Source organism: Austwickia sp. TVS 96-490-7B, from assembly GCF_019331795.1.
Classification (GTDB): Bacteria; Actinomycetota; Actinomycetes; order Actinomycetales; family Dermatophilaceae; genus Austwickia.
In genome coordinates this window covers 178717-204321 of record NZ_JAHPZL010000001.1, presented here as the reverse complement: position 1 = coordinate 204321, position 25605 = coordinate 178717, and the positions used below count along the sequence as shown (strand labels likewise).

Here is a 25605-nt window from a genome sequence, read left to right as displayed (position 1 = left end):
TCCTGTTCGAGCGAAGAGGGGGAGGGAGTGCCACGGGATCACCGGTATTCCGCCAGGCGCCGTCCGACACCAGCCCAGGCGCTGGCACCGGCGATCAGTGACAAGGCGAACAGGCCGTATCCGACATTGGCGTTGGGCCGGTTCATGCCGTTGTTGTCCGCGCGATCCAAGGTGGCTAGTCCCTTGCTCAGCTCACGCAGGTCAGCCAGGCGTTGCGTGACCGCTGTCTGTCGGGTCGGGATGGAGGAGCGTGTCATCTGGTCCGCTTTGATGGCTTTCCCGGTGAATTCGCGCCACAGTGGTTTTGCTGCGGAAATATTGCTCATCCGGGACTCGCTGGAACGCAAGATTTCGTCACGAGCCTGCAATGCCTGGGTGGAATCGATCCCCTGTAGGAGGGTCCGAGCCTCCCATTCCACTGACGCTGCCGCATCGGCGCGCAGCGATGCCAGGTCGTCACTGGCCCCAGAGATACTGGCGGAACTCAGCACCTGCACCCCCATGATGGTGACCACACCGGTGAGGACTATCGCGCCCACCAAACCAGGGTTCACCATGCGACGGGTCTTCCTGGCCAGCCATACCGACACCCCCAAACCTCCGAAAAGGCCGATGCCGCCGATGGCAGCCAACGACCCACCTGCGCTGACCGACGTCCCAGTCGGTGGAGTGTTGAGCAGGTTCATGGACTCTTTGAAGTTATCGGACGGCTGGCTCAACACGGGGGACGACGAATTGGTGGTGATCTTTGTCCGGGCGCTGTCGACCTGTGACTGACGCTCCGCCAACTGGTCGGACACCGTGTATAACTGCTTGGCCCGGTCTGGGTATAGCAGCGCCGCCGCGCCGATCCGGGAAGTCACCAGACTCAAGGCAGCGTTGGCGTCCTTGGTGTCCCCGCCCGGTCCAGCTGCCGACACCGTCGAACTCGCCAAATAGGTGTCCACCCCAGCGCGCAGGTCGGCGTACGTGCGTGTCGGTGAGGTCGGTGGCGCTGTCGCTGCGGTAGCGATCTGGACCATCCCGACCACCCCCGGGAGCAGACATGCTGCGGCGGCGATCCCTCGAGCCAACCGAAGTCGGGCTGGTGTCGAAGAAGCCCCGGTGAAGCGACGAATCTGGGCGCGACCCACCTCCCCGCGAGAGCCCACTCCCACCCCCGGTCCTGGGGCGATGGTTGGAGTGGCCCGCCGGTCCCTAGCTGCCGAGCCGATGGGTGCGCCCCGCGACGGTGCCGGAGGTTGGGGACGGTATGTGGTGGCGGGAGCGGGTGCCCCTGGCGGCTGAGGTGTCGGTGTGCTCACGGGGTCCCCTCCGGTATGTCGTCGTCGGTGCCAGTTCGGGCACCGACCGGGCCACCCTTGCTGCCTGTGGCGGGGGCAGCCTCACCGACCGAATGGTCATGGCTGTCGGCGTGCAAGTCGACGCCGTCGCGGTCTTCTAAGTCGACTCGGTCCAATGTGCGTAATTGCGTCAATGTCGGGTCGTCCTCGTCGCGGAGTCGCCAGGCTTGCCTGCCGATCGCGGCTTCCAGGGTGTTTCGGGCAAAGCGGCCGTTGCCGAATCCTTCACCCCGTGGGGTGGCGGCGAGGATCTCGCGGAACCGTGTCACGGCGGAGTCGGTGAGGTCGTAATCGGTGCGTGCCGCCATGCCGGTGAGGATGTCCTGCAATTCCTGATCCGAGTAGTCGTCAAACTCGACCGTCGTACGGAATCTGCTGGCCAACCCGGGATTCTGGGCGATGAAACCGGCCATCGGCCCTGGATATCCCGCGACGATGACCACGAGGTCGTCGCGGTGGTCTTCCATCTCTTTGACCAGGGTGTCTACGGCTTCTTGGGCGTACTGGTCACCTTTGAGGGTGTAGGCCTCGTCGATGAAAAGCACTCCACCTAGCGCTGAGGCCACAATCTGGGTGGTTTTCTGCGCGGTCTGTCCGAGATAGCCAGCGACCAGTTCGGCCCGATCCACTTCGACCAATTGACCTTTGCTGAGCAGCCCCAACGCCCGATAGATGCCCCCCACCAGTCGGGCCACGGTGGTTTTACCGGTCCCAGGGTTGCCCACGAACACCAGGTGCCGGGTCAACGATGCCGATTTCAAACCGGCTTTTTCTCGCCGGGCTTCGATGCGCAGCAACGCCACTTGGCGGTGGATTTCCCGTTTGACGGCGTCCAGGCCGACGAGATCGTCGAGTTCAGCGAGTAACTCTTCAACCGATCGTTGAGGTACGTCGACCGCTGGGACCTCCACTGGTGCTGCTGGAATCGGCTCAGCTGCCAGGTCAGCGTGGGAAGGATGCTCAAGGCGCCCCCCTGGGCTTGAGCCATCTGGGGGTGGTGCCATGCCGTCACGCCACAGGTCGTGGGCGGCTTGCCGTACGGCGGCCAGTTGGTCCCACATGGTTTGGGCGTCTCGGCGAGCGCGGTCCATGACGGTGTACTGACCGGGATGCTCACTGGCCTCTTGTGATCCGGGGAGCATCGGCCCTGGTGGTGTGGCGCCGGGTAGGACCAGCGGTGGTGCTGCGGGGAATCGGGCCCAGCCACTGTCCAGGGGGCTGCTTTCACGGAGGTCAGCTGGTCCGGGTAGGCCCATACTCGCGGAGCTCCCTGATCGGGGAGCACCGATCCCGGCTGCAGACAGTTGGGCTTGGCCAGCCTGCGCGGCTCGACCTGGTGCGCTGGGGGGTGCGCCGTCCAGGGTGCACGCTGCGGTGGCTACTTCCACGAGGGCGTGCGCATATCGGGAAGCGTCCGGGTGGGTCGTGTCGACTAATGCGGACAGCAGCAGCGTCGGTCCGTTGAGGTAGCGCCGACCCCGCGGCGCTGCGTCGAAGAAATCGCTGGTACGCCGTCCAAGGAGGTCCGCCCAGGTGGTGGGCGCGCGGTGGGGGCCGCCGCTTTCCAAGACCGCTGCGGACAGGGCCAAGCCTTCGGCGAGGACGTCGTCCTCACTAATGCCGATGCTCTTCCCGAGTGCCGTCAAGTGCTCCAGGGCATCGATCAGCGAGGAAGTCGGCGTGGCCGACGGGTCCGTCATTCTGCTCTCCTCGGTCTGCGGGTCCGGTGGCCTGGATGTCCAGGGCGATCGGACGGCAATGGTGCTGCGATCAGGTCCAGGTGGGCGGGGCGAGTCGTCGAGGCTCGTCTGGGGTGGTGGCTGTGGGCGGGGAGCTCTGGTCGTTGGCCGGTCCACGATGCAGCGGAGAGGGTGGTTGATCAGCGCTGGTGGTGGCAGCAGGTTGCGGTGGATCCTGCGCTGCGGTCGCGGTGCTGGCCGGGTCTGGCAGTGGCGGGGTGGGGAGGCTGTGGTCGACTTCCAAGTCGCCTCCATTCGCTCCTTGACCGAATTTTTCGGTGAGGAACCGTCCGTGTGCGACGAGCGCGGTGGCGTCGTCCCGGCAGACCGCGTCAAAGACTTGGTCCATGGTGGCTCCGAGCAGGTCGAGCTGGTCGACCAACACCATGAGTGAGGTGCGTCCTTGATCCACGGGGCGGGTGTCGGCGAAACGGCGTGGCAATCGGAGGTATCCGCCGACAGCTTCGGGGAGATAGTCGGTGGCGGTGGCCATCACTGAGTAGGCGCTGGTGCTGCCGCGGATGGTGTCGAGGCGGGGAATGGTGTCCCGCACGACGTGGGTGACTCGTTCGACGCGGGCGCTGACGCATCCAGGGACCGCGCCCCCGGTGACCATCGACTCCACCCGGTCGAGGGCCGCACCCAGATCCTCCCGGGTCGGTGTCCCCCCGGCACGGGAAGTCTCCTGCTCGGGGGTTTCGTCCTCTGGCGAAGCGGTGGAGGTGCCGAACTTCGCCAGGAAATCTCCCAGCGCCATGAGCGTGTCCTTGTCCGTCGTCCTGAGCACGATGATCCGTTCCTATGGCTGTGGTGCGACCCTCGGGTGTCTCCGGGGTGGTTCCGGGTCGGTCAGCGGGAGGTGGGGCCGGTGATGTCGAGGGATCCGCTGTTGACCCGCATGTCGTGTTGCTGAGCTCTGGCCAGGTAGTGCTGTGACTTCGCGACCTCATGTTCGAGGACGCCGATGGTCCCGGCCATCGAATCGAGGGCTTGCACCCGGAAGGTGTCGATGGCATCCATGGTCTGGTAGATGTTCGCGAAGGCCGCTTGAAGCTGCGGCAAACCGATGGTGGCAGCCGCCGCTTGCTCTTGGATGCGTACCGAGTTGTCTCGCAACATCGCTGAGGTCGACTCGATGAGGTTGCTGGTGGTGAGGTTCAAAGCGGTGATCTGTTCAAGCACCAATTTTTGGTTGTTCAACGCTTGAGCGACGATTACGGCGGTCCGCAGGGCCGACACCGTGGTGGTCGACGCCCGATCCACACCCTTGATGAGCTCCAGGTTGTTTTTGATGACGATGTCGATCGCCAAGTAATTCTGGATTGATACCGCCAGCTGGGTGAGCAGATCCTGGTGTTTCTGACGCACGTAAAACAGCACGTCTTCACGCAACGCCTTCGCCTTGTCCGGGTCGGTGGTGTCAAGTTCGGCGGCCTGCGCGGCCAGTTTGGCGTCCAGCCGCTCCGCGATGTAGACGTACTGGTTCAACCGGCCCATCGTCGCCCACAGCTGCTGCTTCTCCAGGTTCAGAGCGGCATTGTCCTTGGCGAGCTCGTCCTGGCCGCTGCGGAGTGAATGCAGAATCCCATCGAGATGCTTCTCCGCCGACTCGTATTTGCGGAAGTAATCAGTCAATCGGTCACCAAACGGGATCATCCCCAGGAACTTTTTGGTGCCCTTCGCCTGCCCCGGATCGAGTCCTTCAATGGTTTTACGCAGGTCAACCAAGGTCTGGCTGACCTTGGACTCCTTGCTGACACCGCCTTCTTGGAGCGCCTTGATCGGGGTCTTCAACAACCGGTTCGAACTCTCCGCAGCATGCCGGATGTCAGCGTCACCCATGGTGCGGATGTCGGCTGCGCGCGCTTCAAACTCCGGGGATTTCAAGGCAGCCGCATTGAGTCCGCTCAGGAACTGGTCGACTTTGTCATCCAACGCAGGCACGGTCGCCGGGTCCACCGCTGGTGCCATTTTCGGAGCGGCGGTCGACGCGACCGGTTGCGACGGAGGCGGGGCTTCCAAGGTGAGGACTGGTTCCCCGGCGGTGGCGCCCATACCTGGTGGCGGCTGCAGCGGCTGTGTCATGACTTCTCCGTCCTCGTCGGTCCGCGTCAGACCGATACGCGAAATGGTGGGATGGCGTGTCGGTGACGACCACAACATTCAAGCCGTTTGCGCGACGCCGGTCCACCGCCGTCCACAGCCTCCGACACCGACCTTCGCCAGGGACGGTGTCCTCGAAGGGAGGACAGCCATTAGAACAATGCGTTCCCATCCTCCCTGAGATGACCGATGCCTCCGAACATGAACGTCGCCAGAGCGTGAGAGCTGACCGGGTGACGTGCTCGGCTGGGAAGGCGTCGGCGTACCGTGTCATTCTGGAATCTGCTGTTCCATCCCCTACGAGGAGCTATTCGGATGCCGTTGCGAACCCTGACGCCCGCCCGGGACGTCCGTCGTACCGTCGCTGCGGTGGCGTCGATGGCTGTATTGTGCCTGGTCGGCTCCGCATGCTCCGCTGAATCACCAGGAGAAGCGTCAGCAAGCCCCAGCTCTGCCAGCGGAAGTTCGACGGCTAAGAGCGACCCCTCCTCTGCGCCGCCGGAAGGATCAGGCGCCACCGCGCCGGGGATCACCCCCACCACGTTGCCGCCGATCGTGGCGGAGAGCACCGCCAAAACCAACATCTCCTGCCGAGAGATCATCCCGGTCATGAACGACGCGATTTCGGCAGGAAACAAAGCCAATAACAACCCAGCCCAGATGCGCACCGCAGCGAACGCCTTCACCAAAGCTGCCGGTGAGATCGCCGCGATGGCCAAACGCAGCGACGACACCGAACTGGTGAAATTGACCACCGCAGTCGCCGGCCAGCTGAAAAAGGTGTCTGACGCCTACTCCAGCGACGGAGACATCGACGGCAGCGCACTCAACAAAGCCACCTCCGCGTTGACTGCACACTGCAAGAAGACCGGCCAGTGAGCTGCACCGCCTCCCGGGCCAGGTCGTGGGCTCTCTGACGCCCCCCACCGGTCGGTCAGGTCACGCACGTGAGCACGTCGTACGGTAGGCGCGTGAACGCCTCGGACACCTCAGGACGCACCCAAAGCTCGGGGTTTGCCCGCTTCCGCAGAGCCCGAGACATCATGCGCGCCGAAATGGACCTGCAGGAACGCCACGACCGCACCACCGCCGATGGTGACGCCTACCATGCCGCTGCGCTCCTCGCCGGCCGATCCCTACTGATCGTCGGATTTCTCTACGTCTTAGTGCTGCTGCTCAAACAGATCGGGCTGGTGACCGTCACCCTCACCGTCGCGGTGATGCTCAGCGCAATCCTGGAACCCATCGTCGGAGTCCTCGTACGCCGCGGAGTGCCACGATGGTTTGCGGCGACCATGGTGTTCCTCCTCGGTATTGGCTCCATCGTCGGGGCACTGTGGTTTGTGGTCAGCGAAGTCACCGGCAACACCGGGGTGCTCACCACCAGACTGCAAGAAGCCGCCATGCAAGTCTCGACCTGGCTGCAAAACGGTCCAGCGCACATGTCCAGCGACCAGGTCGAACAACTCCAAGGACAGTTCACCTCCCGACTCACCGTCGCCCGCGGAGATGTCGCTGACGGCGCATTGGCCACCGCCAGCAGCGCCTTCAACATCATCACCGGGGCCATCCTGTGCCTGTTCACCCTGTTGTTCCTGCTGCTGGATGACGGCCAGATCTGGCGGTGGGTCGTTCGGTTGTTCCCCGCCCGCGAGCGCCTTCGTGTCGAAACTGGCGGCACCGCCGCCTGGCGGACCCTGGTCGCCTACATGCGCAGCACCATCGTGCTCGCCGTCATCAACGCCCTCAGCATGGTCCCAGTGATGATGATCGCCGGCCTAGACCTCGTGGTCCCCCTCGCAGTGCTGCTGTTCCTCGGATCGCTGATCCCGATGATCGGGATGGTCATTGCCGGAGCGGTACTGATGCTCGTCGCCCTCGTCCTCCAAGGACCACTCACCGCTGTGGCGATGGTCGTGGCGCTCTTCCTCGTCGTCCAAGTCGAGGGCAACCTCATCAACCCCTACATCCTCGGCAAAGCCGTCCAAATCCACCCCCTGGTCATCCTCGCGACCGTCACCGGCGGCACCATCGTCGGCGGCGCTTTCGGCGCTTTCGTTGCCGTCCCCCTCGTCGCCGTCGTCAACAACGTCTTTGTCGCAGTACGAGCCGCCACCCCCTCGCCTGAAGACCCCACCTCGACGATCTGCACGTGCCACCGAACCCCTCGCACCCCCACCACCGAACCCACGCCGACCACCGCCACATCGGTGGACCACCCCGACGACCAACGCGAACCCTGCGCCACGGCCAGCACCTGAATCGACCCCCACCACCGATGACACCGTCCGCTCCCGCTGTCCAAGACAGGCCAACTCGACGGCAAACCTTCAAGCCCGAGGACCCGCTGCCGATGTGAGGGATGTACCGGCGCTGAGCCACCCTGCGGAAGGAGATCGTCATGACGACGTTCGGACTGTCCCCCCTCCTGAGGTCGGCCTCCGCCGCGATCGGATCCCCAGTGACCGGTGATCTGCGCTGGCTCTACGCCGGTCCACGGGACCTGGCCGCCCTCACCGAATCCGACCGGGACCTCATCGCCGTCGTCACCGGAGAACACCTCCCAGAGCACGTCGAAGGCCTAGGGGTCCGGGTCAGTTTCTTCACCCTCCAACTCGCCTTAGACCGACTCACCGGCCCCCTGTACGACGGTCGAGACGTGTCCATCAGTTACATGGAAGACATTTACTCGGCGTACGACGCGGACTGCCCTGCCGGCAACCCGTTCTCCGGGGATCTCCTCGACCTCGCCTTGGCCTACCTGACCGGCCGTGATCTGGCCAGGCAAGATGACCAAGCCCGAGGAGGATCCACCGGATCCCTCGTCGCCTAACCCCACCCACCGGTCCACATCGCCGGTCCACGACTGCCATTCCGGTGCCGGGTGTTCTCTCGGGGGGATCACCCGTCACCGGAATGGACGCTGCCCGCCAGAAGACGCAGTCCAGGGACACCCTCAAAAACCTCTAGGCTTGCTCCGGTCGGAGCATCCCCGGCCGTAGGAACGGCCCGGAGGTAGATCGATGGCATTGGGATGGACCCTGCACGGAAACGGGAAAACACTCGGCCCAGACGACGTCGTCGCACCCGGAGAACGACTCTCCTGGGGACGGACCATCGGATTAGGCATGCAGCATGTCGTCGCCATGTTTGGCGCGACCTTCGTCTTCCCGGTAGTGATGGGCCTCAACCCCCAACTCGCCATCATGATGAGCGGATTCGCCACCCTCTGTTTCCTCGTCGCCCTCCGCGGCCGCGTACCCAGCTACCTGGGCAGCTCAGCCAGCTTCGTCGGCGGAGCGGTCGCTATCCACCGCTTAGGCGGCACCCCACAAGACATCTCGGGCGCCGTCCTCATCTCCGGCCTGGTCCTCGCCCTCATCGGCCTGTTCATCCACCTCGTGGGCGCCGCAGCGCTCACCGCAGTGCTCCCACCGGTCGTCACTGGCGCCGTCGTCATGCTCATCGGATTCAATCTGGCTCCAGTGGTCGCCAAAATCTACTGGCCCCAAGACCAAGGGGTCGCCTTCACCGTGATGATCGCCGTCATTGCCATGAGCGTGGGACTGCGAGGGTTCTTCGGACGAGTCTCCATCGCGCTCGCCTTGGTCTTCGGTTATGTGTTGTCGGCGATCTTGGATAAGGTCACCGGTCCGATCACGGCATTCAACGCGGCCACGCAGACGATCGATACGCATCTGCGGGTGAACTGGTCTGCGGTGGAAACTGCGCCGTGGTTTGGTTTCCCCCCGGCGACTGATGCGGCAACTGGTGTGGTCGGATGGCACCTGCCGCATTTCTCGCTGACTTACGCGTTGATCGTCCTGCCCGCAGTGATTGCGCTGGTTGCGGAGAATGTCGGACACGTCAAAGCTGTGGCGGAGATGACAGGCGCTGACCTGGATGACTTGATGGGTAAAGCGATCATGACTGACGGGTTGACCTCGGTTGCTGCCACCGCGGTTGGTGGTGCGCCCACCACCACGTACGCCGAGAACATCGGCGTGATGGCGGCGACCCGGATTTATTCGACTGCCGCTTACTTTGTGGCGGCGCTGACGGCGATTGCTTTTGGGTTCAGCCCCAAGTTCGGAGCCGTCGTGTCGGCCACTCCCGGTGGGGTGCTCGGGGGGATCACCGTGGTGTTGTACGGGATGATCGGGTTGCTTGGCGCGAAGATCTGGAAGGAAAACCACGTCGATTTCTCCACGCCGTTGAATCTGGTCCCGGTCGCTGCGGGCATCATTATCGCCATCGGTGACGTGACGTTGACGATCGGTCCGACCCAGGTCGCCGGAGTGTCGATGGGTGCCTTCACGTTGACAGGGATCTCATTGGGCACGATCGTGACGGTCGCGACGTACCACTTGGCGCGGGCGCTGGCACCCGCGGACATGATCGCGCGGGCGGATGGCGCGGGCATGATCATGACTCGACCAGGACTCGATGATGTGGAAGAGCTGGGATTGGACCATAACCATGGTCATCGCCAGACTCGAACATCACCGCCGGTGAGCTGAGCTGGGATCTGGCGGAAGGTCGCGCAGCTTCCAGGTCAGGTGATATTGCCGCGGCTGAAGTAGGCCTTGCCCGGAGTCATCGTCCCGAGAAGCTCAGGGACGGTGACCAGGGTGAAGCCGCGCTGCTTCAACCCGGCGATGATTCCGGGCACTGCATTGATGGTGCTGGGGTGCACATCGTGCATCAAGATGATCGATCCATTGCGTGCGGTGGCAAGGGCTCGACGAGTGGTGACGGCGGTGTTGCGATTCTTCCAGTCTTCGGTGTCGACGTCCCAGAGCACGATCGACGAGCCGAGGGCGCGAGTCTTCGCATTAAATGCACCGTACGGCGGTCGCATCATCGTCGGTGAAGTTCCGATGATCGACTGAAGTAGCTGATTGGTGCGATCCACTTCGTTTTGCTGTTTGACGGCGTTGAGTTCTGTCAGCTGACGGTGGTCCCAGGTGTGGTTGCCGACGGCCATGCCCATCGCGATTTCGCGGCGGACGACTTCAGGGGCGGCAGCGACGCTCTGACCGACGACAAAAAAAGTCGCTTTGACCCCGGCATGCTCCAAGGTGTCCAACAGTTGGTTGGTCTGCGGGCCGGGACCGTCGTCAAAAGTCAACGCGACACATTTGGCGACAGCACAGTCGGTGCTGTTTTTCACTGGTGTGGGGGTGCCACTGGGAGTTGGGGAGATTGCGCCGTTCGGGGTGCTATTTCCAGGTGTGGTCGTGCTCCCAGAAGTCGGTGAGGTGGGGTGGTAGACAGTGGGTTTGGTGGTGGCGTCCCGGACTTGCTTGCCCGCAGCGGACAGCAGCGGATCGGTGTCCTTCCGGGCCAGTACGACGGTCTTCACCCCGTCAGCCAACGGGAGGACCGTCCCTTGGTCGAGGGACATCACCACGGCACCTTGATCGGTGAACCACATGTCACGCACGGTGTCGTCGACTTTAACTTTGGTCGTGGTGGGGCTGTGTCCGGACTGGGTTAAGGACGTCATCATCAGGCGCCACACGTCACCCAGTTTGTCCTTATCGAACAGCTGGGTGGCACCCCACACCTGCCGGGACTTGGTGTCGGCGTACCAGGTGCGATGACTGATTTGGCTGTGCGTCCCGCTGCCAAACAGTCCGGTCTCAGAGCGAACGCCGACCACATCGCCGCTGGCGAGGATGGGTACGGCAAAGGCCGATAATTCAGGGGGATTGTTGGCCGACGGTTTGTGACTTCGCAAGAAGCGATCGAATTCGCCTTTGGCCCAGTCGGCAAGGGTCCTATCAAGATCCGCTGCGCCTGTGAGGCCGGGCCAGCGGACCGACGCAGGAAGTGCGGGGTCATTGTGTGACAGATGCTGTGAGCTGTCCCCGGAAAGCAACACTTCGTCAGGGCCGCCACCAGCCCAGTTGACCGGTTGGGAACGGGTCATAGCCTGACCGCTTTGAGCGGCAGGCACGTTGCTCTTCTTCTCGGACACAGAGCATGCAGCTGTCGAGGCAGCCAAAGCTGCGCACAACAAAAACGCTGGAAGGCGTCGACGCATAACTCAACGGTAGGGTGCGCTGCCGAGAACAGCCTGAGTACTGTCCCGGGTTGACGCTGTGGACCGCTCCGCCGGTGGCGGCATCCGATCCCGGTGAATCACGGGAACGGATGCCGCACAGGAGTTTTCAGGCGAGCTGGTCAGCCTCGACGACGTGGACTCGGCGTACTCCCAGCACGGAACGTGCAATGGCAACGGCCACTTCACGTTCGGTGGCATTCCCGGCGCCTGCGACTTCGACCATGCCGTGATCGACAGTGATCTTCCAATGAGTCTGGCCGTAATCGTGGAACGCGGAGTGCAAGTCGTCGAGAAGATCCTCATCGTCACGCCACAGGGCACGGATCACGTCGCTGCGGCTGACAATGCCGACCAACTGGTTGTCGTCCCGAACCACCGGGAGGCTCTTAATCGAGGTGTGGGTGAACAGGTCGATGAGGGAAGCAACATCGGTCCCCTCAGTGGTGTTTTTCGGGTCAGGCGTCATGATCTCCCCGACCGTTTTAGGCAGCGGCTCGCTCTGTGCCACGGGAAGCGCGTGCGCCCGAGAATCGGGCTCCACTGCACGACGCAGAATGTCAACCTCAGAGAGGATGCCGATGACCCGGTGCTCGTCGTCGACAACGGGGATGGCGGTGACTCGGTGCTCGGCGAGCACTTTCAGTCCCTCCTCGAGGTCTGAGTCTGCGCGCACGCTGAGGGCCGGCGCGGTCATGATCTCGCGGACGAGCATCCTTCTCACACTCCTGAAGCAACGGTGTTCTGGCTGGCCCAGTCTGTCACCCGATCTGTCCTGGCGTGGTGCCTGCCCGCGGCGCAGGACCCACGGAAGCGCTGCCTGAGTCGCAGGGGATCTCGACGAGACAACATCCCGGGCGGGCGAAGGGAGTCAGTTTCATGGCACGGGCTGTGTCGACACCGTGAGCACGATAGATGCCTAGCAGGGTGCCGCGGTGCAGTGAGCAGACCACGTCGGGGTGGCGACGTGCGATGCTGAGCAGGGGGCACTCTCGCAGCGCGATCGTGCCATCTGGCGCGTCAGCAGGAGAATATCCCTGCTCCGTCAAGAGCGCTCGGGCGCGCGCAGTGGCGGCATTGACGCCAGGAGCAGAAGGCTCAGCCAAGGACATGCCCCGGCGGATTCCCGCCCGGATGCCCCAGTCCTGAGGGTCCAGGTCCGTCTCCTCGAGCTGGGTGATCAACAAGTCGGCTAAAGCGCATAATTCGCGGGTGTCAGGTCGCTGGGTCTCCCAGTGATCAGCCCGATAGAGGATGGCAGGTCGTCCCCGACCCCGAGCTGGCGAGGTGGCCCGGGTTGCTAGTCCGGCCCGGACCAGGGCGTCGAGGTGCTCCCGGACCGTGTTGGGATGCTGATGGCACGCGTCAGCCAGATCAAACACGGTCACCGGTCGGGAAAACCGGCTGAGGGTTTCCCACACCGCGGCACGTGGCACAGATAAATGCAGCAGGGGATCTCTCCGGGGCGCGGCAGGTCGTGGCCCCAGGGGCTCCTCCTGGCCCGGGGGTGGGGGGACGCCGTCGTCGGCTGATCTGCTGCTTTTCACGGGCGCACTGTAACGACCGTCTCTGTGGGCAGTCCAGGAATAGCAGCTGTCCGGGTACGATGCGCGAGGAACCGTGGCAGGTGTCCGGTCCCAGGCGTCGACCTGTGTGAGCTCGACGTCATCGACGAGTTCGAAGGGGAGAGGGCGATGGCGGATCAGATCGTCGAAGCTGAATCGACCACGACGTCACCGGCTGGTGGATGCGGCAGCGAAGCCCCAGGATGCGATGGCCAGGGTGGCTGCGGCAGTGGTGGCGGTTGTGGCGGACACACGGTGCAGTATGTTCCGTTGCTTGACGCCCGGACGATTGACCCGGTGATTCGTCAATCAGCAATTTTTGGGGTGCTGATTGGTCTGCCTTCGCAAGAGTCAGTGGTGGTGGTGACGGATCAGGACCCTGAGCCGGTCGCAGATCTGCTTGCTGAGCAACTTCCCGGTGAGTACACAGTGGTCACCGAATCCGTGGATGAAGACGAGCTCCAGGGCGTGTCGTATCGGGTCCGGTTCATCCGTAGTTGATGGTGTCACAGCGCTGTTCTGTCCGTTCCGTTCACGGATGGACGGACGTGCTGGATCTCCAGTTTGGTGAAGAAGTTTTCACAGGGAGAAGCTGATTTCGCTGCCGCGGGGTAGCTTCTCCCGCAAGGAAGTCCGCCATAGGTAAGTGCTATCGACGCTGTTCATGAAGGGCACCGGAGAGGCGCTGAAGTCGATCACGCGGTCAACGCATGTCTCGGTCGGCCTTAGGCTTCCGCTTTGAGCCCTGTCCACTCCTACGCACACCTGGAGTGCCACCATGCAATCCGTCGTCGATGTCCTTAACGACAAACTCACCTGGCTGCTGGTTGTCTGCCTGCCCGCCGCTGGGATCTATTTCACGATCGTGACGCGCGGCGTGCAGTTCCGCCATCTCGGCAATATGTGGCGGATCATCTTCTCCAGCCGAGGTAACGGCGGTGCCCAAGGGATCAGTTCGTTCCAGGCGTTCGCCATCAGCCTGGCCAGCCGGGTCGGCACCGGCAACATCGTTGGGGTGGCCATCGCGCTCACCTTGGGCGGTCCCGGTGCGATCTTCTGGATGTGGGTGATGGCCTTCCTGGGGATGGCCACGGCGTACGTCGAAGCGACCCTCGCTCAGCTCTACAAGATCCCGCACGAAGACGGATCGTTCCGTGGTGGCCCTGCCTATTACATCCAGCGTGGCTTGAAGTCGCGGACCTTCGGGGTGGTCTTCGCCGCCGCCCTGGTCTTCACTTTCGGATTCAGCTTCAACGGGGTCCAAGCCAACACCATCACCGGTGTGGTTTCCAGCACGTGGGGTCTGGACAGGGTCTATGTCGCTATCGGTCTGACCGTGTTGACCGCGCTGGTGATCTTCGGTGGGATCCGTCAGGTCGCAAAAGTCACCGAGTGGATGGCGCCGTTGATGGCGTTGATCTACGTCTTGCTGGCCGTCGCGGTCCTGGCGTTGCGGATCACTGACGTTCCTGCACAGATCGTTCTGATCTTCAAAGCGGCCTTCGGTATGGAACCGGCGATCGCCGGGGCTCTCGGTGGCATCATTGCCGCCCTGCTCAACGGCGTGAAGCGGGGAATGTTCTCCAACGAGGCGGGCATGGGCTCGGCACCAAATGCCGCTGCGACCGCCACCACCAGCCATCCAGTGCACCAAGGGTTGATCCAGTCAGCCGGGGTTTTTGTCGACACCATCGTGGTCTGCACCGCGACCGCCGTCATGATCCTGCTCGCCGGGCCGGAGATTTACACCGCTGGCGTTACACAGAAGTCCGCAGCAGACACCTTGACGCAGACCGCAGTCGCCTCCGAACTGGGCACCTGGGTCAACCCAGTAATGGCGGTACTCATCTTCGTTTTCGCGTTCTCGTCGATCCTCGGTAACTACGCCTACGCCGAGATCAATCAGGACTTCATCGGCGGTGGGAAAGCCGGCAACCTCGCCATACGAATCCTGGTGGTCGTGGCCACCCTGTGGGGAGGCATGCAGAAGCTCGGTTTGGTGTGGGACCTCGCGGATGTGGCGATGTCCGTGATGGCCGTGATCAACCTGACAGCGCTGGTCCTGCTAGGACGGTACGCCGCCGGTGCGCTGCGAGACTTCGAAGCTCAGCCCGGATCACTGATGTCGCGGGTGTTTGACCTGTCTGGGAACAAACACGTTCCTGATGACATCCCCGGTGATGTCTGGCACAGCGACCACGCTCAAGGCGTCGCTAACTCGCCGCACGGTTCTGATGGCGAGGCCGCTCGGGTCTAAGCGCAGGCTTGATTTTCACCGTGCCGGAGTCCCCTGATGGGGGCTTCGGCATGGTGTTGTGGGTGATGTGTCGTGGTGTGTGACACGGTGCGGAGCGCTGGGTCAGATGTGGGACGCAGGAACTTGTGTGGGGGTATCACAGGTATCGGTATGACGACCCGGTCACGGTGTCGTTCACGACACCGTGACCGGTGAGCCCCTGGGAGTACTCTCTGATGTGCCAGCCATCCGGCTGGTTGAACGCGATAGAAATCTGTTCAGCTTGACCACCGCCGACTCCTGGCGTTCCAGAAAGCTGGGGTAGACGTGCCATACAGGATGGCGACCCCCTCTGAGGCCGCCAACGAGGCATGGAAGTTCAGCACTACCAACGGCGGAACGTCGTACGAGTTCGCGGCGGAGGAGGCGTTTGGCCATGATTGACCCCACGGATGTTCGCACTAGAGATGATCTGGTTCGCTACTTGGACGGCTTGGCGAGGGCGGTCAGCCTCAATCAACGCGAGGTAGAAATGGTCCGCATTGAGGACTTCCTCGAAGCTCTGGCAGCCTGGATTGCTGACATGGACGGATACTTCGCCAACCAGGGCGTTGAGCCGCCGAGTGAGGGGACTTGGCAGGTGATGGCCATGGCCGTCGCCGCGGGGCTGGTCTACGAGTGAGATTGTCACTCTGGCCGGGTGGGGATCGGCTGGCGAGTTCGCTGGGCAAGGAGGGCGGCCTTGTCCGAGGCCAGATCACGCGGGGTGAGCGCGCCACCGCCTCGCAGTTTGACGATTGTGGGAGCACTCAAGGATGGCTCCGTAGTCAGACTTCAACAGGGCCGGTGACGTACATCGATTCAAACGGAGTTGTACGGCTTACTATCAAACAAGGCAGTCCGAGGGCTCCAGGTGGCGCTGGGCCACACGTGGAGATTCGCAATGTCGATGGCGTCAGGGTCGACCCTTACGGCAACCCTGTGACCCGCAAGAGCCCGGCGACCAGTATTGCTACCACCAGGCTACGGATCCGACTGATCCGCGTTACCGACTTGAGGTGGTCGGGCCAGGGAAACCCCGCAGCCACCGACGAAACGGGAGAGCGCGATTACGGATCCATGGATTCCTTCGAAGTCCAAGAAGGCGTGTTCACATTAGTCGGCGACTTCGGCACTATCGAAGCTCGTTCTGTGGTTTCGCCGCAGGTTGTGTTGCTTTGAAGGAGGAACTGTCCGTGGCGCACTTGTTTGGTGGGCTTGGAAGGAGAGGGCGCATGCCTGAGGTGTTTCCTTAGGAGTTTTTGTGACGATGTTGTCCAGGTGGTCTGTCACCGGGAGCCGGGAGTGATGTTGGCGCAGATCGCGAGGGGCTTCGGTATTCACGAGATGACGTTGGATACGTGGCTGCTCAAGGCCGATATCGAGAACGGTGCTCGCTCGGGTGTCACTGTGAGTGAGTTGGCTGGGCTGGGTGATCTGTGGCGCCGGAACGGGCTGCTGGAGCAGGTGAATGAGGTGTTGCGTCGGGCTGCGGGGTATCTCTCGCAGGCGAACCTGCCTGGAAAATGATGTCCCCGGTGGTCCGAATACTTTGCCGATGGCGAGATCCCTGTCACGCTGATCTGCCGGGTGCTGAACGTGTCTCGTGCGCAGTGCTACCGGTGGCTAGCCGCGCCGGTCACCGCAGCTGAGGTTGAACAGGCTGATCGGACGAACGAGTTGTGGTTGACCAACATCACTGAGCACCGCACCGATGAGGACAAGCTGTACCTGTGCGCGGTCAAGGACGTGTGCTCTAACCGGATCGTGGGCTACTCGATGGACTCACGGATGAAAGCGCGACTGGCGGTGAATGCGCTGGACAACGCTGTAGCACGCCGCGGGGACGTGGCCAGCTGCCTCGGATATTCGCAGCGCGGATCGCAGTTCCAGGCACGACAATTCGTGCCCGCCTTGAACCGGCAGCGGTGACGCACCCCAGACGAGCTCCGAGCCGCGATCGTCTGGTCCAAGTACGTGGGCGAGAGATTGGACGGTCTAGACGGCCAGATAACGGCGTACAGCTCGGTCACGCACAAGGACTACACGATGCAGTGCACGGGCAAGGGCGTGGCCCACTGCGTCGGCGGCATCAACGCCGTGGTTATCATCTACGGCAGCCAGCTCATGACGCGGTGGGGATCGCGGCGCCAATCGCTCGGAATCCGACCTGGTCGCAAGGCTCTCAGCAGCCCACGGCTAGGTCGCCCAGCGCCGTCCGCACGACCGCCGTCAGTGCGTTTAGCGCGGCCGTCTCCGCGCTGAACCCATCAGGAGCCGACGTTGCGATGGCGATGCCCACTTGCTTGCCGGAGAGTAACCTCGTCAAGCCGAACTGACGCACCAAGTAGCAGCCGGTGGGCCCCAGCCCCCCTTGAAGGTGCAGACCGATGCGACGCGACCCAAGCCCCAGCGTTGATCGGCGCGGACGCGCCCCATCGCGGCGGTGCTCGTGGAGGCGCCAGCTGCAGCTAGCTCTCTGGATTGAACAGTTCGGTGTTGACGCAAATAGCGTGGACGATCTTCTGCCTGGTGTGAAGCAAGGCTGGCCATCGCGGGTAGCAGGAAATGGGAGGGAGACGGTCTGGCAGGCGCCGGGGTTAGCCCGGAGATTTCATGGTTGTGAGCGTGCTGTGACCTGAAAAGTGCCCTTGAACTGCGAGGGTAGCGATTGTCAAAAGTCAGGAGAGTGTCTGGGAGTGGTGAGGTTTGAGGGCTGGCGGCGCGGCGTGAGGGCGTAGCGGGCCATCGGCGCGATCTTCGGTGTGTACGGCCGAGTACTCATTGAATGAAGGGGTCCACCGATGGGGCCATGCCACAGTCTGCCCTGTCCGAGCTTCTCGAGGCGTTGTGTGCTGGTGATGGCGTCGACCTGATCCGTGGCTCGGTGTTCTCGGGTCCTGGTGGTTTCCCGAAGTTTGAGTCGACGTGGGAAGGTGACCGACGATGGACTTCGGCTCTCGACAGTGATCCTGAAGGGCGGTGTGTGATGCCAGATCAGGTCGAGGTTCCACAGTTGGATGACCTCAGCGAACTCGGTGTCGTTGTCGAGGTCTCTGAAGAGCCTGGCGTTGCATCTGTGACAGCGTGGGCGAAAGACGGAAGCAGCGTCACCTGTACGTGGAATGAGATTGCTGGTTCCGCGACCATCCGCTGTATCGATGGCGATGAAGAATGGCTTGACTTGTATCGGGAGGCGGTGTCAAAGGTTTCAGTGCGAAGCCACCGTGGAGGCGTCCAGTTTCTCGTTTGGTCCCGCTCAGAAGGGGTAGGCGGAGAGTTGCTCGTCCAAGTTGGTGAGCGTGTGATGATGCGCGACGTTGTGCTTCGGATGTAGCGATTACAGCTGAAGTTGAATGGAAAGCGAAAGGCAGTGGCAGCCGCTGACCCACCGGCCCATTCGCATGTTCGTCACCAGATGGTATGCAGCTGCGATGCTGCACCCGTGACCAACCGGCAGCCGACCATGCCATGAGGGTGGAGACGTTTCTTCCTAGCCGGCATAGCTATCCTGGCTATTGGCTTGCTCGGCGCCGAGCCCGCATCGACGCTGGTCACCCTCGCGGCCGGGCCGCCGTGTTCGCCGCCATTATTGGGGTCGATTTGAACTAGTGCGCGGGCAAGCCAGCGACGATACCTGAAGTAAGCATGAGGCGCACCGAACGAAGAGCGCGTGCCTGATCAGGCCACGGGCTGTGGCACGCTTTGGAGCCACCCTCCGTGATCCAAAGCCAGCCAGGCTGCGGCGACGTGAGGTTGAGTGAACAGCGTGGCCTTGCGGGTCGTCCAGTCGCGGACGCTCTGGCCTGCCTCTTGGGGTGAAGCCGCGCCGTCTTGCGTCGTAGCCCAGTGCACCGATGCCAACAGCTCCAGCCCATAGGCGCTTTCGAAGCCCGAGACCAACTCCAGGACGCGCCGGAACGCCTCGCGAGCTGTCGGATCCTCGGCCAGAGCCTGCTCCAGTGCCTGGCGACCTGCGCTCGTCACCTCGATGGGCTCGAGGTCCAGCGGCCGAGAGGTACCGTCGCCGAAGCCGCAGACGAAGTGGCCTTCCATGTCGCGCAGGCTCTTGCGGAGGTCGTCGGCGTAGGGACCATCGGGCCCCTTGGTGAAGGGAAGCCGCATGTCGATGCCCGCCGCTGGCAGAAAATTGGAGAGCTTTTGAATTTCCAACTGGGATGGCCACTCTTACGAGAGCTGCTCATAGGCGACCTTGAGGCCAAGGAGAGCAGCAGGGCCTGAAGTCAGGTTCCGGGGCGCCATATCTGCTCCTGCCGCCACGTTTTGGGGAAGCCCATGTCGACGACTGGAGCGAAGCCCGTCAACGACTGCAGTGTCTCGACCAGCGCCCTGACCTCGCTTGGGAAGGTGACGGTCGGGTTAAACGACTTGGAGAGGTAAGCCAGCCAGGTCAACCAGGGATAAACGCTCCCGCGGGCGCGGATGCTGGTCAGGTGTCTCAATTCGTGGGGCACATCGTCTGGCTGGAATCTGCGCATGCTCTGCGTGAGCGTCCTGTTCCAGAGCCGGCCGTGGTGGGCGGAGATGTTGCGGACGATGTTGAGTCCCTCGGCAATGTGCACCAGTAGGCTGCCGTTCTCGACCCCGACAGACCTCGCGACGGTAATGGCGTCACCTTTGCGGAGCAGGCCCATCACTCGGCTCAATGCACCGAAGTCCCAGGTCTCGCACGCGACCCACACGGGTGGGGGCGGGTCGTACTTGTGCTTGAAGTGCGCGACGAAGTCCTCATTGCGCGCCTGGCGAAGAAGCTGCTCCGACCTGGACTGCCAAGCATCGAAGCGAGTTCGCCCGCCACGGATGGTCGTGCGGCAGGCTGTTGGGTCCAACGCTTCGATATGCGCATGCCCGAACGGATCACGAGCACCGAGGACGTCAGCTACCCGCGTGCGCAGGCCGACTTCGACCGTTCCCGTAGCTGCGAGGCACAGCCGACGCAAACGGAGATCGAACTCATAGAGCGCGGCGACCTGCTCGAAGGTGGTGCCAGCGCGGATCGTGTCGGCACGAAACTGGGTCCGTGACTCCGGCTGAGTGCCAGGAGGAAGGAACTCACGGTACGGGTATGTGTACGCCGAGAGGCGGTAGTAGCCGACGGCGCCGAGCAGCCGCTCCGCCGCGACGACGTCGACAACGACTAGACCGCGTTGGCGAAGCAGACAGACCTGCCCCGAAACGCTCAGATGGGGCTTGCGGTATGGGGCAGTCACGCCTGGCCGCTTTCCTGTCCAAGACATGAAAACCGGCCCGTGACGACGTTGCCGTCGACAGAGGGGCCGGTGTTAATGCGATAACTATACCGCGCTTGTAAAGCTGCTTTACATCAGACCTGACTTGCACAGGTTTAGTGGGTTAAGGCGTCGAGGATGGTTTGGGCTTGGGGTGGAATGGTCATTAGCGACCGTAGTCAGGACACAAACCCCGCAGGTGTGATCGGATGGGGGCGACCGTGTGGAGACCACAATGAATGAGCTGACGCAGGAAGGAAGGTTCCGAGTGGGGCCTTTTAAGTGGTACCTTGCCGCAACCGCGATCTCGGCTCTAGGCGATGGGGTTCGTGTTACGGCGTTGCCCCTGCTTGGCTTGGCTGTCACGCGTGATCCGGTAAAGCTGGGTGCGCTGACAGCAGTAGCTACCTTGCCACTACTTCTCTCACCGGTAGCCGGCGTCGTCGCCGACAAGGTGGTCCGTCGAGACATGCTGATCGCTGTGGACGCGGCCCGGTGCGTTCTCGTCGCTTTTCTCGCTGTGATGGTTGTGATGGACCTTGTCTCTTACCCGTTACTCGTTTTAATGGGAGGCATGCTGGGGCTTGGGGAGGTTCTTTTTGGAGTGGGCAATCAGGCGATGCTTCCAACACTTGTCGATAGATCTGAACTTGCACGAGCGGGCGGTCAACTGCAAGCGTCGAACCTTATATTTCGCACGTCGGTCGGGCAACCACTGGGCGGGTTCCTGTTCACCATGGGCATGGGAATTCCTTTCTTTGTGGATTCGATTAGCTTTCTGGGTGGCATATTCTGCTTGTCGGCGCTGCCCCGGGTGCAGACTGAAAGTTCGGCGGGAGGCTCCGCTGGGGAGATGCTTCGCGAAGGCTTTCGCTATCTAAGAAGTGATTCTCTCATGATAGTGCTGGCCAGCAGCCTAGGCGTTATTAACCTATCTTTCGGGGCAGTTATGGCTCTAGAGGCATTCTTTGCTTCTGATCACCTGGGCCTGGATGCGGTTCAGTACTCCGTATTCGTGACTGTTGGTGGGTTCGGCGGCGTCCTAGGCAGCCTAGTGGCTCACCGATTCGCAAAGCACTACGGTGTACTGCCTGCGGCGATTTCAGCGCAGCTGGTATCAGCGGTCGCCTGCGTCGCGACGGGGATGTCGCATACGGGATGGGTTGCGTCCGTGATGTTTTTTTGCCTAATGCTCGGCACCACAATATACCAGGTTCTTACGGTGGCGCTTCGGCAAGGGATTATTCCTTCTGCAATGTTGGGGCGAGTTAATGGTTCTTTCAGACTAGTCGGGGCGGGGAGTGTGCCCATAGGGGCATTTCTGGGAGGCATACTTGCAGAGCGGTTCGGCTCGAATATTCCGTTTATCGTAGCTGGCACCATGCAGGTTGTTTGGTTTAGCGCCATGCTACTTCTTGTAGCCTCTGGTAAGATCCACGAGGAATGAAAGGTGTGCCGTGGCGCTTCACCACACAACCATCGCAGTCATGTACGACTTGAGGGTGCGGATCCCTTACGGATCAGCAGGTGCTTCCGAAAATTGGGCCGCTGCGTTTTCGTTGCGGATTTCACTGATCCTCATGTCGCCAAAGCACTCGACTCGCTCTCCTTAGCGGGCGCAGTGGTCAACTCGCAAGGCAAGTCTCCCGGGGGCATCGCGGAGGAACTGTCACGCTTTCACCCCACTGGTATCACCACGTTCAGTGAGTCTTGCATTTTATTGACAGCCGCTGTGGCAGACCTGTTGGGTTTGCCGTAAATTTTTCCAAGGATACAGCGTCTGTGCTGCGTGATAAGTCTTTGCAGCGACATTGTCTAGCCGAGGCTGGCGTTGACATGGTAACAAGTGTGGTGGTCGGCGATCGAGATGGGGCTGCGGCCGCCCTCCGCAATATAGGCGCGCCCGCATTTATCAAACCCATCGACGGGGTAGGCAGCGCTGGGTGTGCGAGGCTTGACACTTTAGGGGATTTCTCTCGGCTTTTCGCTGAAGTGGACTTATGCGGTTTAGGCCAGGCTAGATTCGTTGTTGAAGAGTTACTCGAGGGCCTTTGTCCCTATCCTTCGTTCGCTGACTACGTCTCAGTCGAGACGATCAGTGCCGGGGGTGATAGAGCGCATGTTGGACTTACTGGACGGATAAGGGGACCCCGAGGATTTCGGGAGGGCGGGTACGTATTTCCGGCCGCGCTCGACTCTACTCGACGTGGAGCTTTGTTAAATCTGGTAGACTGCGAATTGGCTGCTTTGGGTGTGCAAGATGGCGTCACTCACGCGGAGGTAAAGCTCACCAGTCCCGAGCCACACATCCTAGAGGTGAATGGCAGAATGGATGGCTACATTGGCGACTTGTTGTTGCGAGCTGCTGGCTTCGACATGGTAAAGGCGGCGCTAGTAGCCAGTGCATTGGGCAGTCTCCCCAGGCCGATTCGCGAAGCGGGGGTCCCCGATGTTGCGTTTCAATGGTTCTTGTCCTCACCTGAAGGGGTGTGGCGGCTAGATGGTTTGCAAGGGTGCGAGGCTGCTCTCTAAGTAGACGGTGTGGAAGTTGTCGATGTTCGAGCTGAGATCGGGCGGCTTTATGACTCCGCGAGTGGCGCTGAGAGCGTACTGGCGTACATCCACGGTAGGAGTGGAACACATGCGGCGGTTGAGGCCATTGTTTCGGAGCTGTCCACGCGCTCTCGCGCGCGGTGGAGCCCTGTAGCCCGTTAGGTTCGAGGCGCCACGTATGGCATGGCGTGGCATATTGCTCCGGGTCGCGGTGATCGGCTAGTCCGGTGACTCATTGCTGGACGATCGCCTATTTTCTTCGGTGTCCCCGGCCTAGCCATTGACTATGGTCCTCTGCGGTTGCAGCGGGGCCAGTGGCGGAACTCCAGCACTGTGCCTGTTACCTTGCTGGTGGCCCCCTAGGGCGGGGTCACGGTCGCCGGGCTCGGCATGACTTACTGCCCCTGTCGCACGCATAGCGGGTTCTAGCGGTCATCTCAACACCCAGAGATTTTGGCCTGACTTGCACAGGTTTAGTGGGTTAAGGCGTCGAGGATGGTTTGGGCTTGGGGTGGAATGGTGGTTTGGGTGATTGCTTCGTTGCTGGCGATGTGGATGGTCGCGTCGTGTAGGGGGCGCAGGGTGTGGGAGATGTTGTTGATGCTGTGTTGAGTGCGTTGCTGCAGGTGGTGGGTTACGGCTAGGGCGGTGGCGGGGATGTTGGTGACGTAGCCCTTCAACCTGGCCAGGTGTTGGGCGCGGGGTAGGGATGCCTCGTCTAGGACCGCGGTGTCGCTGTGGATGGTGACGAACCGTGGGGTGTGGGCGGCGCGTTTGCCTGCGACGACGGCTTTGGCGCGGTTCTTCTGCAATGTCAACGTGCGCCCGTCACGGGCAGCTCGTTTGGTGGTGTAGGCCCACACTGCCCGCCATGACTTTGGGTGCATCACCGGATCCCACACCGGTTCGGCCATGGGGTTGGGGGCGTTCTCGTTGGGTGTGGCGGCGTGACGGGGTGTGATGGTGTCGATGAGTTGCCCGTCGGTGAACGTGTCCGCGTGCCAGCGGAAGTGGGATGACAGGTCGGCGGGTGCTTTGGTCTGGCGGGATCCGACGATGAATCTCAACTCTGCAGCGTCGAGCTCTTTGAGGTCCGTCGCGGACAGCATCCCGGCGTCGGCGACGACGACCATGTCCGCGACGCCGTGGCGTTCCTGGGGTGCGCGCACGGTGGGCAGGTTCGTGGCGGTCTCGGCCTTGTTGCCCTCCCAACAGGTGACCTCTAGGGGGAATCCACGCCGGTCGACCAACACACCGATCACGACTTGGGGATCGACCCGCCGCTCCTTGGAATACCCGACCTTGCGCAGGGAGTCTTAGTGTTCGGCTTCGAAGTACAACGTGGTCACGTCATACAAGACCAGCCTCAGATCTGAGTGAGTTCAAGCGTGGGCGAAACACGCTGACGCGATTCGGGCACGGTAGTCCCGCTCGTGGGCACACCGCAACGCGGCTAAGAGCGAGTTGCGGTGTCGGGGGGCGAACCCCGAGTTCGGTCAGGACACGGGGGCTGTCACGGACCGAGGTCGGCTCAACCAGACGCGCCAGAACCAGTGGGAAGAACCCCTCATCGCCCAGGCTGGCTGAAGCCGAACTGGTCATAGGCCGCAGCGACCACCTCAGCCAACACGCGACTACACGTGCCGGTCACCACCGCGGTCGCGAACCCCGCAGCAAGCCCTAAATGCTCCACAACCTTGTCCCGGCCTCCCTGACGGACAGCTATCTGGACCATGCTCGCTCCCGACGCAGTCTTCACCTTCGGCAAGAACGGGCTCACCCCGGGCAGCTTAGTGTGTCAACACCCCACCCCACAGGGCCCTGAACAGCAATAAAACCAGCCAGCACCACAAAATCCAACCCCACCTGCGCAAGTCAGGACCTCCCACGATACGGTGAACGAGTAAAGGCCCCCCTACGGCGCACCGTCAGGTGCTTACTCAGCGAATGTCGGACGTCCGCTAGGTTTTCTTTCCTTCTTTCTCTTTTGAGTGGCCATGCCTCGTGGCCAGCTACGTCGAGCACGCTCCAGACCGACGTCTCGCCGCTCTTTCCCCTCGGCTCATTCACCTCGGCATCTAAAGACCTCGATGAGTGACGTTCGCTGTCGATGAGCAAGTGACTGGCCGTCTACGTCAAGGAGACGAATCGTGAGCATGTCGATCGGAGCGGTCTCGTCAGCGTGGGCACCACCCAAACTGGCACGCGTTGCAGCCTCAGCGCAGAGCGACGACGCCGCGACGGCAGGGGGATGCTTCATGGACGGGATGTTTCACTCACCGAAGCTGGACCAGTTCTTCGCCCAGTATTCCGGCAGGCCCTACACATGGCCCCCCAACCCCGCAAACGAACCGAAACTGCGCCCATTAGCAGAGCTTCTTACCCGAGCAGAATCCGGTAACGCTTTCCGTCGTAAAGAACCTTTCGATGTCGTAGGTTTCTTGCATAATATGTCAATTAGCGACCCGGAGGCCTTTAGCTCAAAACTGGCGGAAGCAGGCAGAGTCTTCTTCGGAGTGAATGTGGGAAAATCCGACTCTGAAGCATTACAGAAAAGCTTCAAAGACAGCATTCGTCGTTATATCTGATGAACCGTCGTATGGTGAGGGCGATTCGCCCTCATCACCCGACTCGAGCTCTACCGAATCGGGTGGTAGCCAAGAATGACCTAGAAATGCCTCGTAAATAACGCCCAAAGTAGAACCGTCGTA

At 62.0% G+C, this 25605-nt stretch carries 23 protein-coding genes and 2 pseudogenes; 14 read left to right on the top strand and 11 right to left on the bottom strand.

Annotated elements, in window-relative coordinates:
• Positions 1-38 precede the first annotated feature (38 nt).
• The 4 genes from KEM60_RS00930 to KEM60_RS00915 all read right to left on the bottom strand — a co-directional run bounded on the left by KEM60_RS00930 (position 39) and on the right by KEM60_RS00915 (position 5167).
• Complete coding sequence (locus KEM60_RS00930; protein WP_219105621.1) at positions 39-1304, bottom strand: hypothetical protein; 1266 nt, start codon at positions 1302-1304, stop codon at positions 39-41.
• Complete coding sequence (locus KEM60_RS00925; protein ID WP_219105620.1) at positions 1301-3043, bottom strand: AAA family ATPase; 1743 nt, start codon at positions 3041-3043, stop codon at positions 1301-1303. Before KEM60_RS00925 ends, KEM60_RS00930 begins: the two co-directional genes overlap by 4 nt.
• A 70-nt stretch (positions 3044-3113) precedes the next feature.
• Positions 3114-3839 carry a hypothetical protein gene (locus tag KEM60_RS00920; RefSeq protein WP_219105619.1) on the bottom strand — a complete coding sequence of 242 codons (726 nt, stop codon included), beginning with the start codon at positions 3837-3839 and terminating at the stop codon, positions 3114-3116.
• 92 nt (positions 3840-3931) lie between these two features.
• Complete coding sequence (locus tag KEM60_RS00915; RefSeq protein WP_219105618.1) at positions 3932-5167, bottom strand: toxic anion resistance protein; 1236 nt, start codon at positions 5165-5167, stop codon at positions 3932-3934.
• Positions 5168-5500: 333 nt separating this feature from the next.
• On the opposite strand from KEM60_RS00915, the gene KEM60_RS00910 reads away from it, so the two are divergent.
• The 4 genes from KEM60_RS00910 to KEM60_RS00895 all read left to right on the top strand — a co-directional run bounded on the left by KEM60_RS00910 (position 5501) and on the right by KEM60_RS00895 (position 9705).
• Positions 5501-6064: a hypothetical protein gene (locus tag KEM60_RS00910; RefSeq protein WP_219105617.1), complete on the top strand. Its 564-nt coding sequence runs from the start codon at positions 5501-5503 to the stop codon at positions 6062-6064.
• 92 nt (positions 6065-6156) lie between these two features.
• Entirely contained in the window at positions 6157-7446 is a 1290-nt protein-coding gene (locus tag KEM60_RS00905) for an AI-2E family transporter (RefSeq protein ID WP_219105616.1), read from the top strand.
• Between the two features lie 140 nt (positions 7447-7586).
• Entirely contained in the window at positions 7587-8018 is a 432-nt protein-coding gene (locus tag KEM60_RS00900; RefSeq protein ID WP_219105615.1) for a hypothetical protein, read from the top strand.
• 190 nt (positions 8019-8208) lie between these two features.
• Entirely contained in the window at positions 8209-9705 is a 1497-nt protein-coding gene (locus tag KEM60_RS00895; protein WP_219105614.1) for a uracil-xanthine permease family protein, read from the top strand.
• 35 nt (positions 9706-9740) lie between these two features.
• On the opposite strand, the gene KEM60_RS00890 is transcribed toward KEM60_RS00895, so the two are convergent.
• The 3 genes from KEM60_RS00890 to KEM60_RS00880 form a co-directional block, all read right to left on the bottom strand.
• Positions 9741-11234 carry a polysaccharide deacetylase family protein gene (locus KEM60_RS00890; protein WP_219105613.1) on the bottom strand — a complete coding sequence of 498 codons (1494 nt, stop codon included), beginning with the start codon at positions 11232-11234 and terminating at the stop codon, positions 9741-9743.
• Positions 11235-11361: 127 nt separating this feature from the next.
• Positions 11362-11967: an HPP family protein gene (locus KEM60_RS00885; RefSeq protein ID WP_219105612.1), complete on the bottom strand. Its 606-nt coding sequence runs from the start codon at positions 11965-11967 to the stop codon at positions 11362-11364.
• 46 nt (positions 11968-12013) lie between these two features.
• Complete coding sequence (locus KEM60_RS00880) at positions 12014-12688, bottom strand: metalloregulator ArsR/SmtB family transcription factor (protein WP_219105611.1); 675 nt, start codon at positions 12686-12688, stop codon at positions 12014-12016.
• Positions 12689-12946: 258 nt separating this feature from the next.
• Between KEM60_RS00880 and KEM60_RS00875 the strand changes: the two genes are divergently transcribed.
• From KEM60_RS00875 to KEM60_RS00865, 3 genes are all read left to right on the top strand, one after another.
• Entirely contained in the window at positions 12947-13318 is a 372-nt protein-coding gene (locus tag KEM60_RS00875; protein WP_219105610.1) for a DUF2249 domain-containing protein, read from the top strand.
• Positions 13319-13595: 277 nt separating this feature from the next.
• Positions 13596-15074, top strand: a complete 1479-nt coding sequence (locus KEM60_RS00870; RefSeq protein ID WP_219105609.1) for a sodium:alanine symporter family protein — start codon at positions 13596-13598, stop codon at positions 15072-15074.
• Positions 15075-15489: 415 nt separating this feature from the next.
• Positions 15490-15735 (top strand): hypothetical protein, encoded by a 246-nt coding sequence (locus KEM60_RS00865; RefSeq protein ID WP_219105608.1) that lies wholly within the window; start codon positions 15490-15492, stop codon positions 15733-15735.
• 5 nt (positions 15736-15740) lie between these two features.
• On the opposite strand, the gene KEM60_RS16325 is transcribed toward KEM60_RS00865, so the two are convergent.
• The gene (locus KEM60_RS16325) at positions 15741-15866 is read right to left on the bottom strand and encodes a hypothetical protein (RefSeq protein WP_255574095.1); all 126 of its coding nucleotides are present in this window, start codon (positions 15864-15866) and stop codon (positions 15741-15743) included.
• A gap of 117 nt (positions 15867-15983) precedes the next feature.
• Here KEM60_RS16325 and KEM60_RS00860 point away from each other — a divergent pair, with 117 nt between their 5' ends.
• From KEM60_RS00860 to KEM60_RS00845, 4 genes and pseudogenes are all read left to right on the top strand, one after another.
• The gene (locus KEM60_RS00860) at positions 15984-16274 is read left to right on the top strand and encodes a hypothetical protein (protein ID WP_219105607.1); all 291 of its coding nucleotides are present in this window, start codon (positions 15984-15986) and stop codon (positions 16272-16274) included.
• Between the two features lie 126 nt (positions 16275-16400).
• A complete protein-coding gene (locus KEM60_RS00855; RefSeq protein ID WP_219105606.1) occupies positions 16401-16622 on the top strand; it encodes a hypothetical protein in 222 nt (73 codons plus the stop codon).
• Between the two features lie 144 nt (positions 16623-16766).
• Positions 16767-17012: pseudogene (locus tag KEM60_RS00850) on the top strand (DDE-type integrase/transposase/recombinase); the annotation flags it as partial.
• 892 nt (positions 17013-17904) lie between these two features.
• Complete coding sequence (locus KEM60_RS00845; RefSeq protein WP_219105896.1) at positions 17905-18429, top strand: hypothetical protein; 525 nt, start codon at positions 17905-17907, stop codon at positions 18427-18429.
• 344 nt (positions 18430-18773) lie between these two features.
• Here the strand turns inward: KEM60_RS00845 and KEM60_RS00840 are convergent, their stop codons facing one another.
• Positions 18774-19265: a hypothetical protein gene (locus KEM60_RS00840; RefSeq protein WP_219105604.1), complete on the bottom strand. Its 492-nt coding sequence runs from the start codon at positions 19263-19265 to the stop codon at positions 18774-18776.
• A 71-nt stretch (positions 19266-19336) separates the two neighbouring features.
• Positions 19337-20323 (bottom strand): Abi family protein, encoded by a 987-nt coding sequence (locus KEM60_RS00835; RefSeq protein WP_219105603.1) that lies wholly within the window; start codon positions 20321-20323, stop codon positions 19337-19339.
• 253 nt (positions 20324-20576) lie between these two features.
• Here KEM60_RS00835 and KEM60_RS00830 point away from each other — a divergent pair, with 253 nt between their 5' ends.
• Together KEM60_RS00830 and KEM60_RS00825 are read left to right on the top strand one after the other, a co-directional pair.
• Positions 20577-21788 carry an MFS transporter gene (locus KEM60_RS00830; RefSeq protein ID WP_219105602.1) on the top strand — a complete coding sequence of 404 codons (1212 nt, stop codon included), beginning with the start codon at positions 20577-20579 and terminating at the stop codon, positions 21786-21788.
• Positions 21789-22669: 881 nt separating this feature from the next.
• Positions 22670-22873 carry a hypothetical protein gene (locus KEM60_RS00825; RefSeq protein WP_219105601.1) on the top strand — a complete coding sequence of 68 codons (204 nt, stop codon included), beginning with the start codon at positions 22670-22672 and terminating at the stop codon, positions 22871-22873.
• A gap of 494 nt (positions 22874-23367) precedes the next feature.
• Here the strand turns inward: KEM60_RS00825 and KEM60_RS16780 are convergent.
• Positions 23368-24629 (bottom strand): annotated as a pseudogene (locus KEM60_RS16780) (IS1634 family transposase).
• A 415-nt stretch (positions 24630-25044) separates the two neighbouring features.
• Between KEM60_RS16780 and KEM60_RS00810 the strand changes: the two are divergent.
• A complete protein-coding gene (locus tag KEM60_RS00810) occupies positions 25045-25482 on the top strand; it encodes a hypothetical protein (RefSeq protein WP_219105598.1) in 438 nt (145 codons plus the stop codon).
• Positions 25483-25605 lie beyond the last annotated feature (123 nt).

Coding starts and splice junctions, on each gene's coding strand:
- KEM60_RS00865 (WP_219105608.1), top strand. CDS start 15,490: ATGATTGACCCCACGGATGTTCGCACTAGAGATGATCTGGTTCGCTAC.
- KEM60_RS00925 (WP_219105620.1), bottom strand. CDS start 3,043: ATGACGGACCCGTCGGCCACGCCGACTTCCTCGCTGATCGATGCCCTG.
- KEM60_RS00825 (WP_219105601.1), top strand. CDS start 22,670: ATGGATGGCTACATTGGCGACTTGTTGTTGCGAGCTGCTGGCTTCGAC.
- KEM60_RS00895 (WP_219105614.1), top strand. CDS start 8,209: ATGGCATTGGGATGGACCCTGCACGGAAACGGGAAAACACTCGGCCCA.
- KEM60_RS00910 (WP_219105617.1), top strand. CDS start 5,501: ATGCCGTTGCGAACCCTGACGCCCGCCCGGGACGTCCGTCGTACCGTC.
- KEM60_RS00855 (WP_219105606.1), top strand. CDS start 16,401: ATGTTGGCGCAGATCGCGAGGGGCTTCGGTATTCACGAGATGACGTTG.
- KEM60_RS00920 (WP_219105619.1), bottom strand. CDS start 3,839: ATGGCGCTGGGAGATTTCCTGGCGAAGTTCGGCACCTCCACCGCTTCG.
- KEM60_RS00830 (WP_219105602.1), top strand. CDS start 20,577: ATGAATGAGCTGACGCAGGAAGGAAGGTTCCGAGTGGGGCCTTTTAAG.
- KEM60_RS00900 (WP_219105615.1), top strand. CDS start 7,587: ATGACGACGTTCGGACTGTCCCCCCTCCTGAGGTCGGCCTCCGCCGCG.
- KEM60_RS00845 (WP_219105896.1), top strand. CDS start 17,905: ATGCCACAGTCTGCCCTGTCCGAGCTTCTCGAGGCGTTGTGTGCTGGT.
- KEM60_RS00875 (WP_219105610.1), top strand. CDS start 12,947: ATGGCGGATCAGATCGTCGAAGCTGAATCGACCACGACGTCACCGGCT.
- KEM60_RS00870 (WP_219105609.1), top strand. CDS start 13,596: ATGCAATCCGTCGTCGATGTCCTTAACGACAAACTCACCTGGCTGCTG.
- KEM60_RS00890 (WP_219105613.1), bottom strand. CDS start 11,234: ATGCGTCGACGCCTTCCAGCGTTTTTGTTGTGCGCAGCTTTGGCTGCC.
- KEM60_RS00885 (WP_219105612.1), bottom strand. CDS start 11,967: ATGCTCGTCCGCGAGATCATGACCGCGCCGGCCCTCAGCGTGCGCGCA.
- KEM60_RS00915 (WP_219105618.1), bottom strand. CDS start 5,167: ATGACACAGCCGCTGCAGCCGCCACCAGGTATGGGCGCCACCGCCGGG.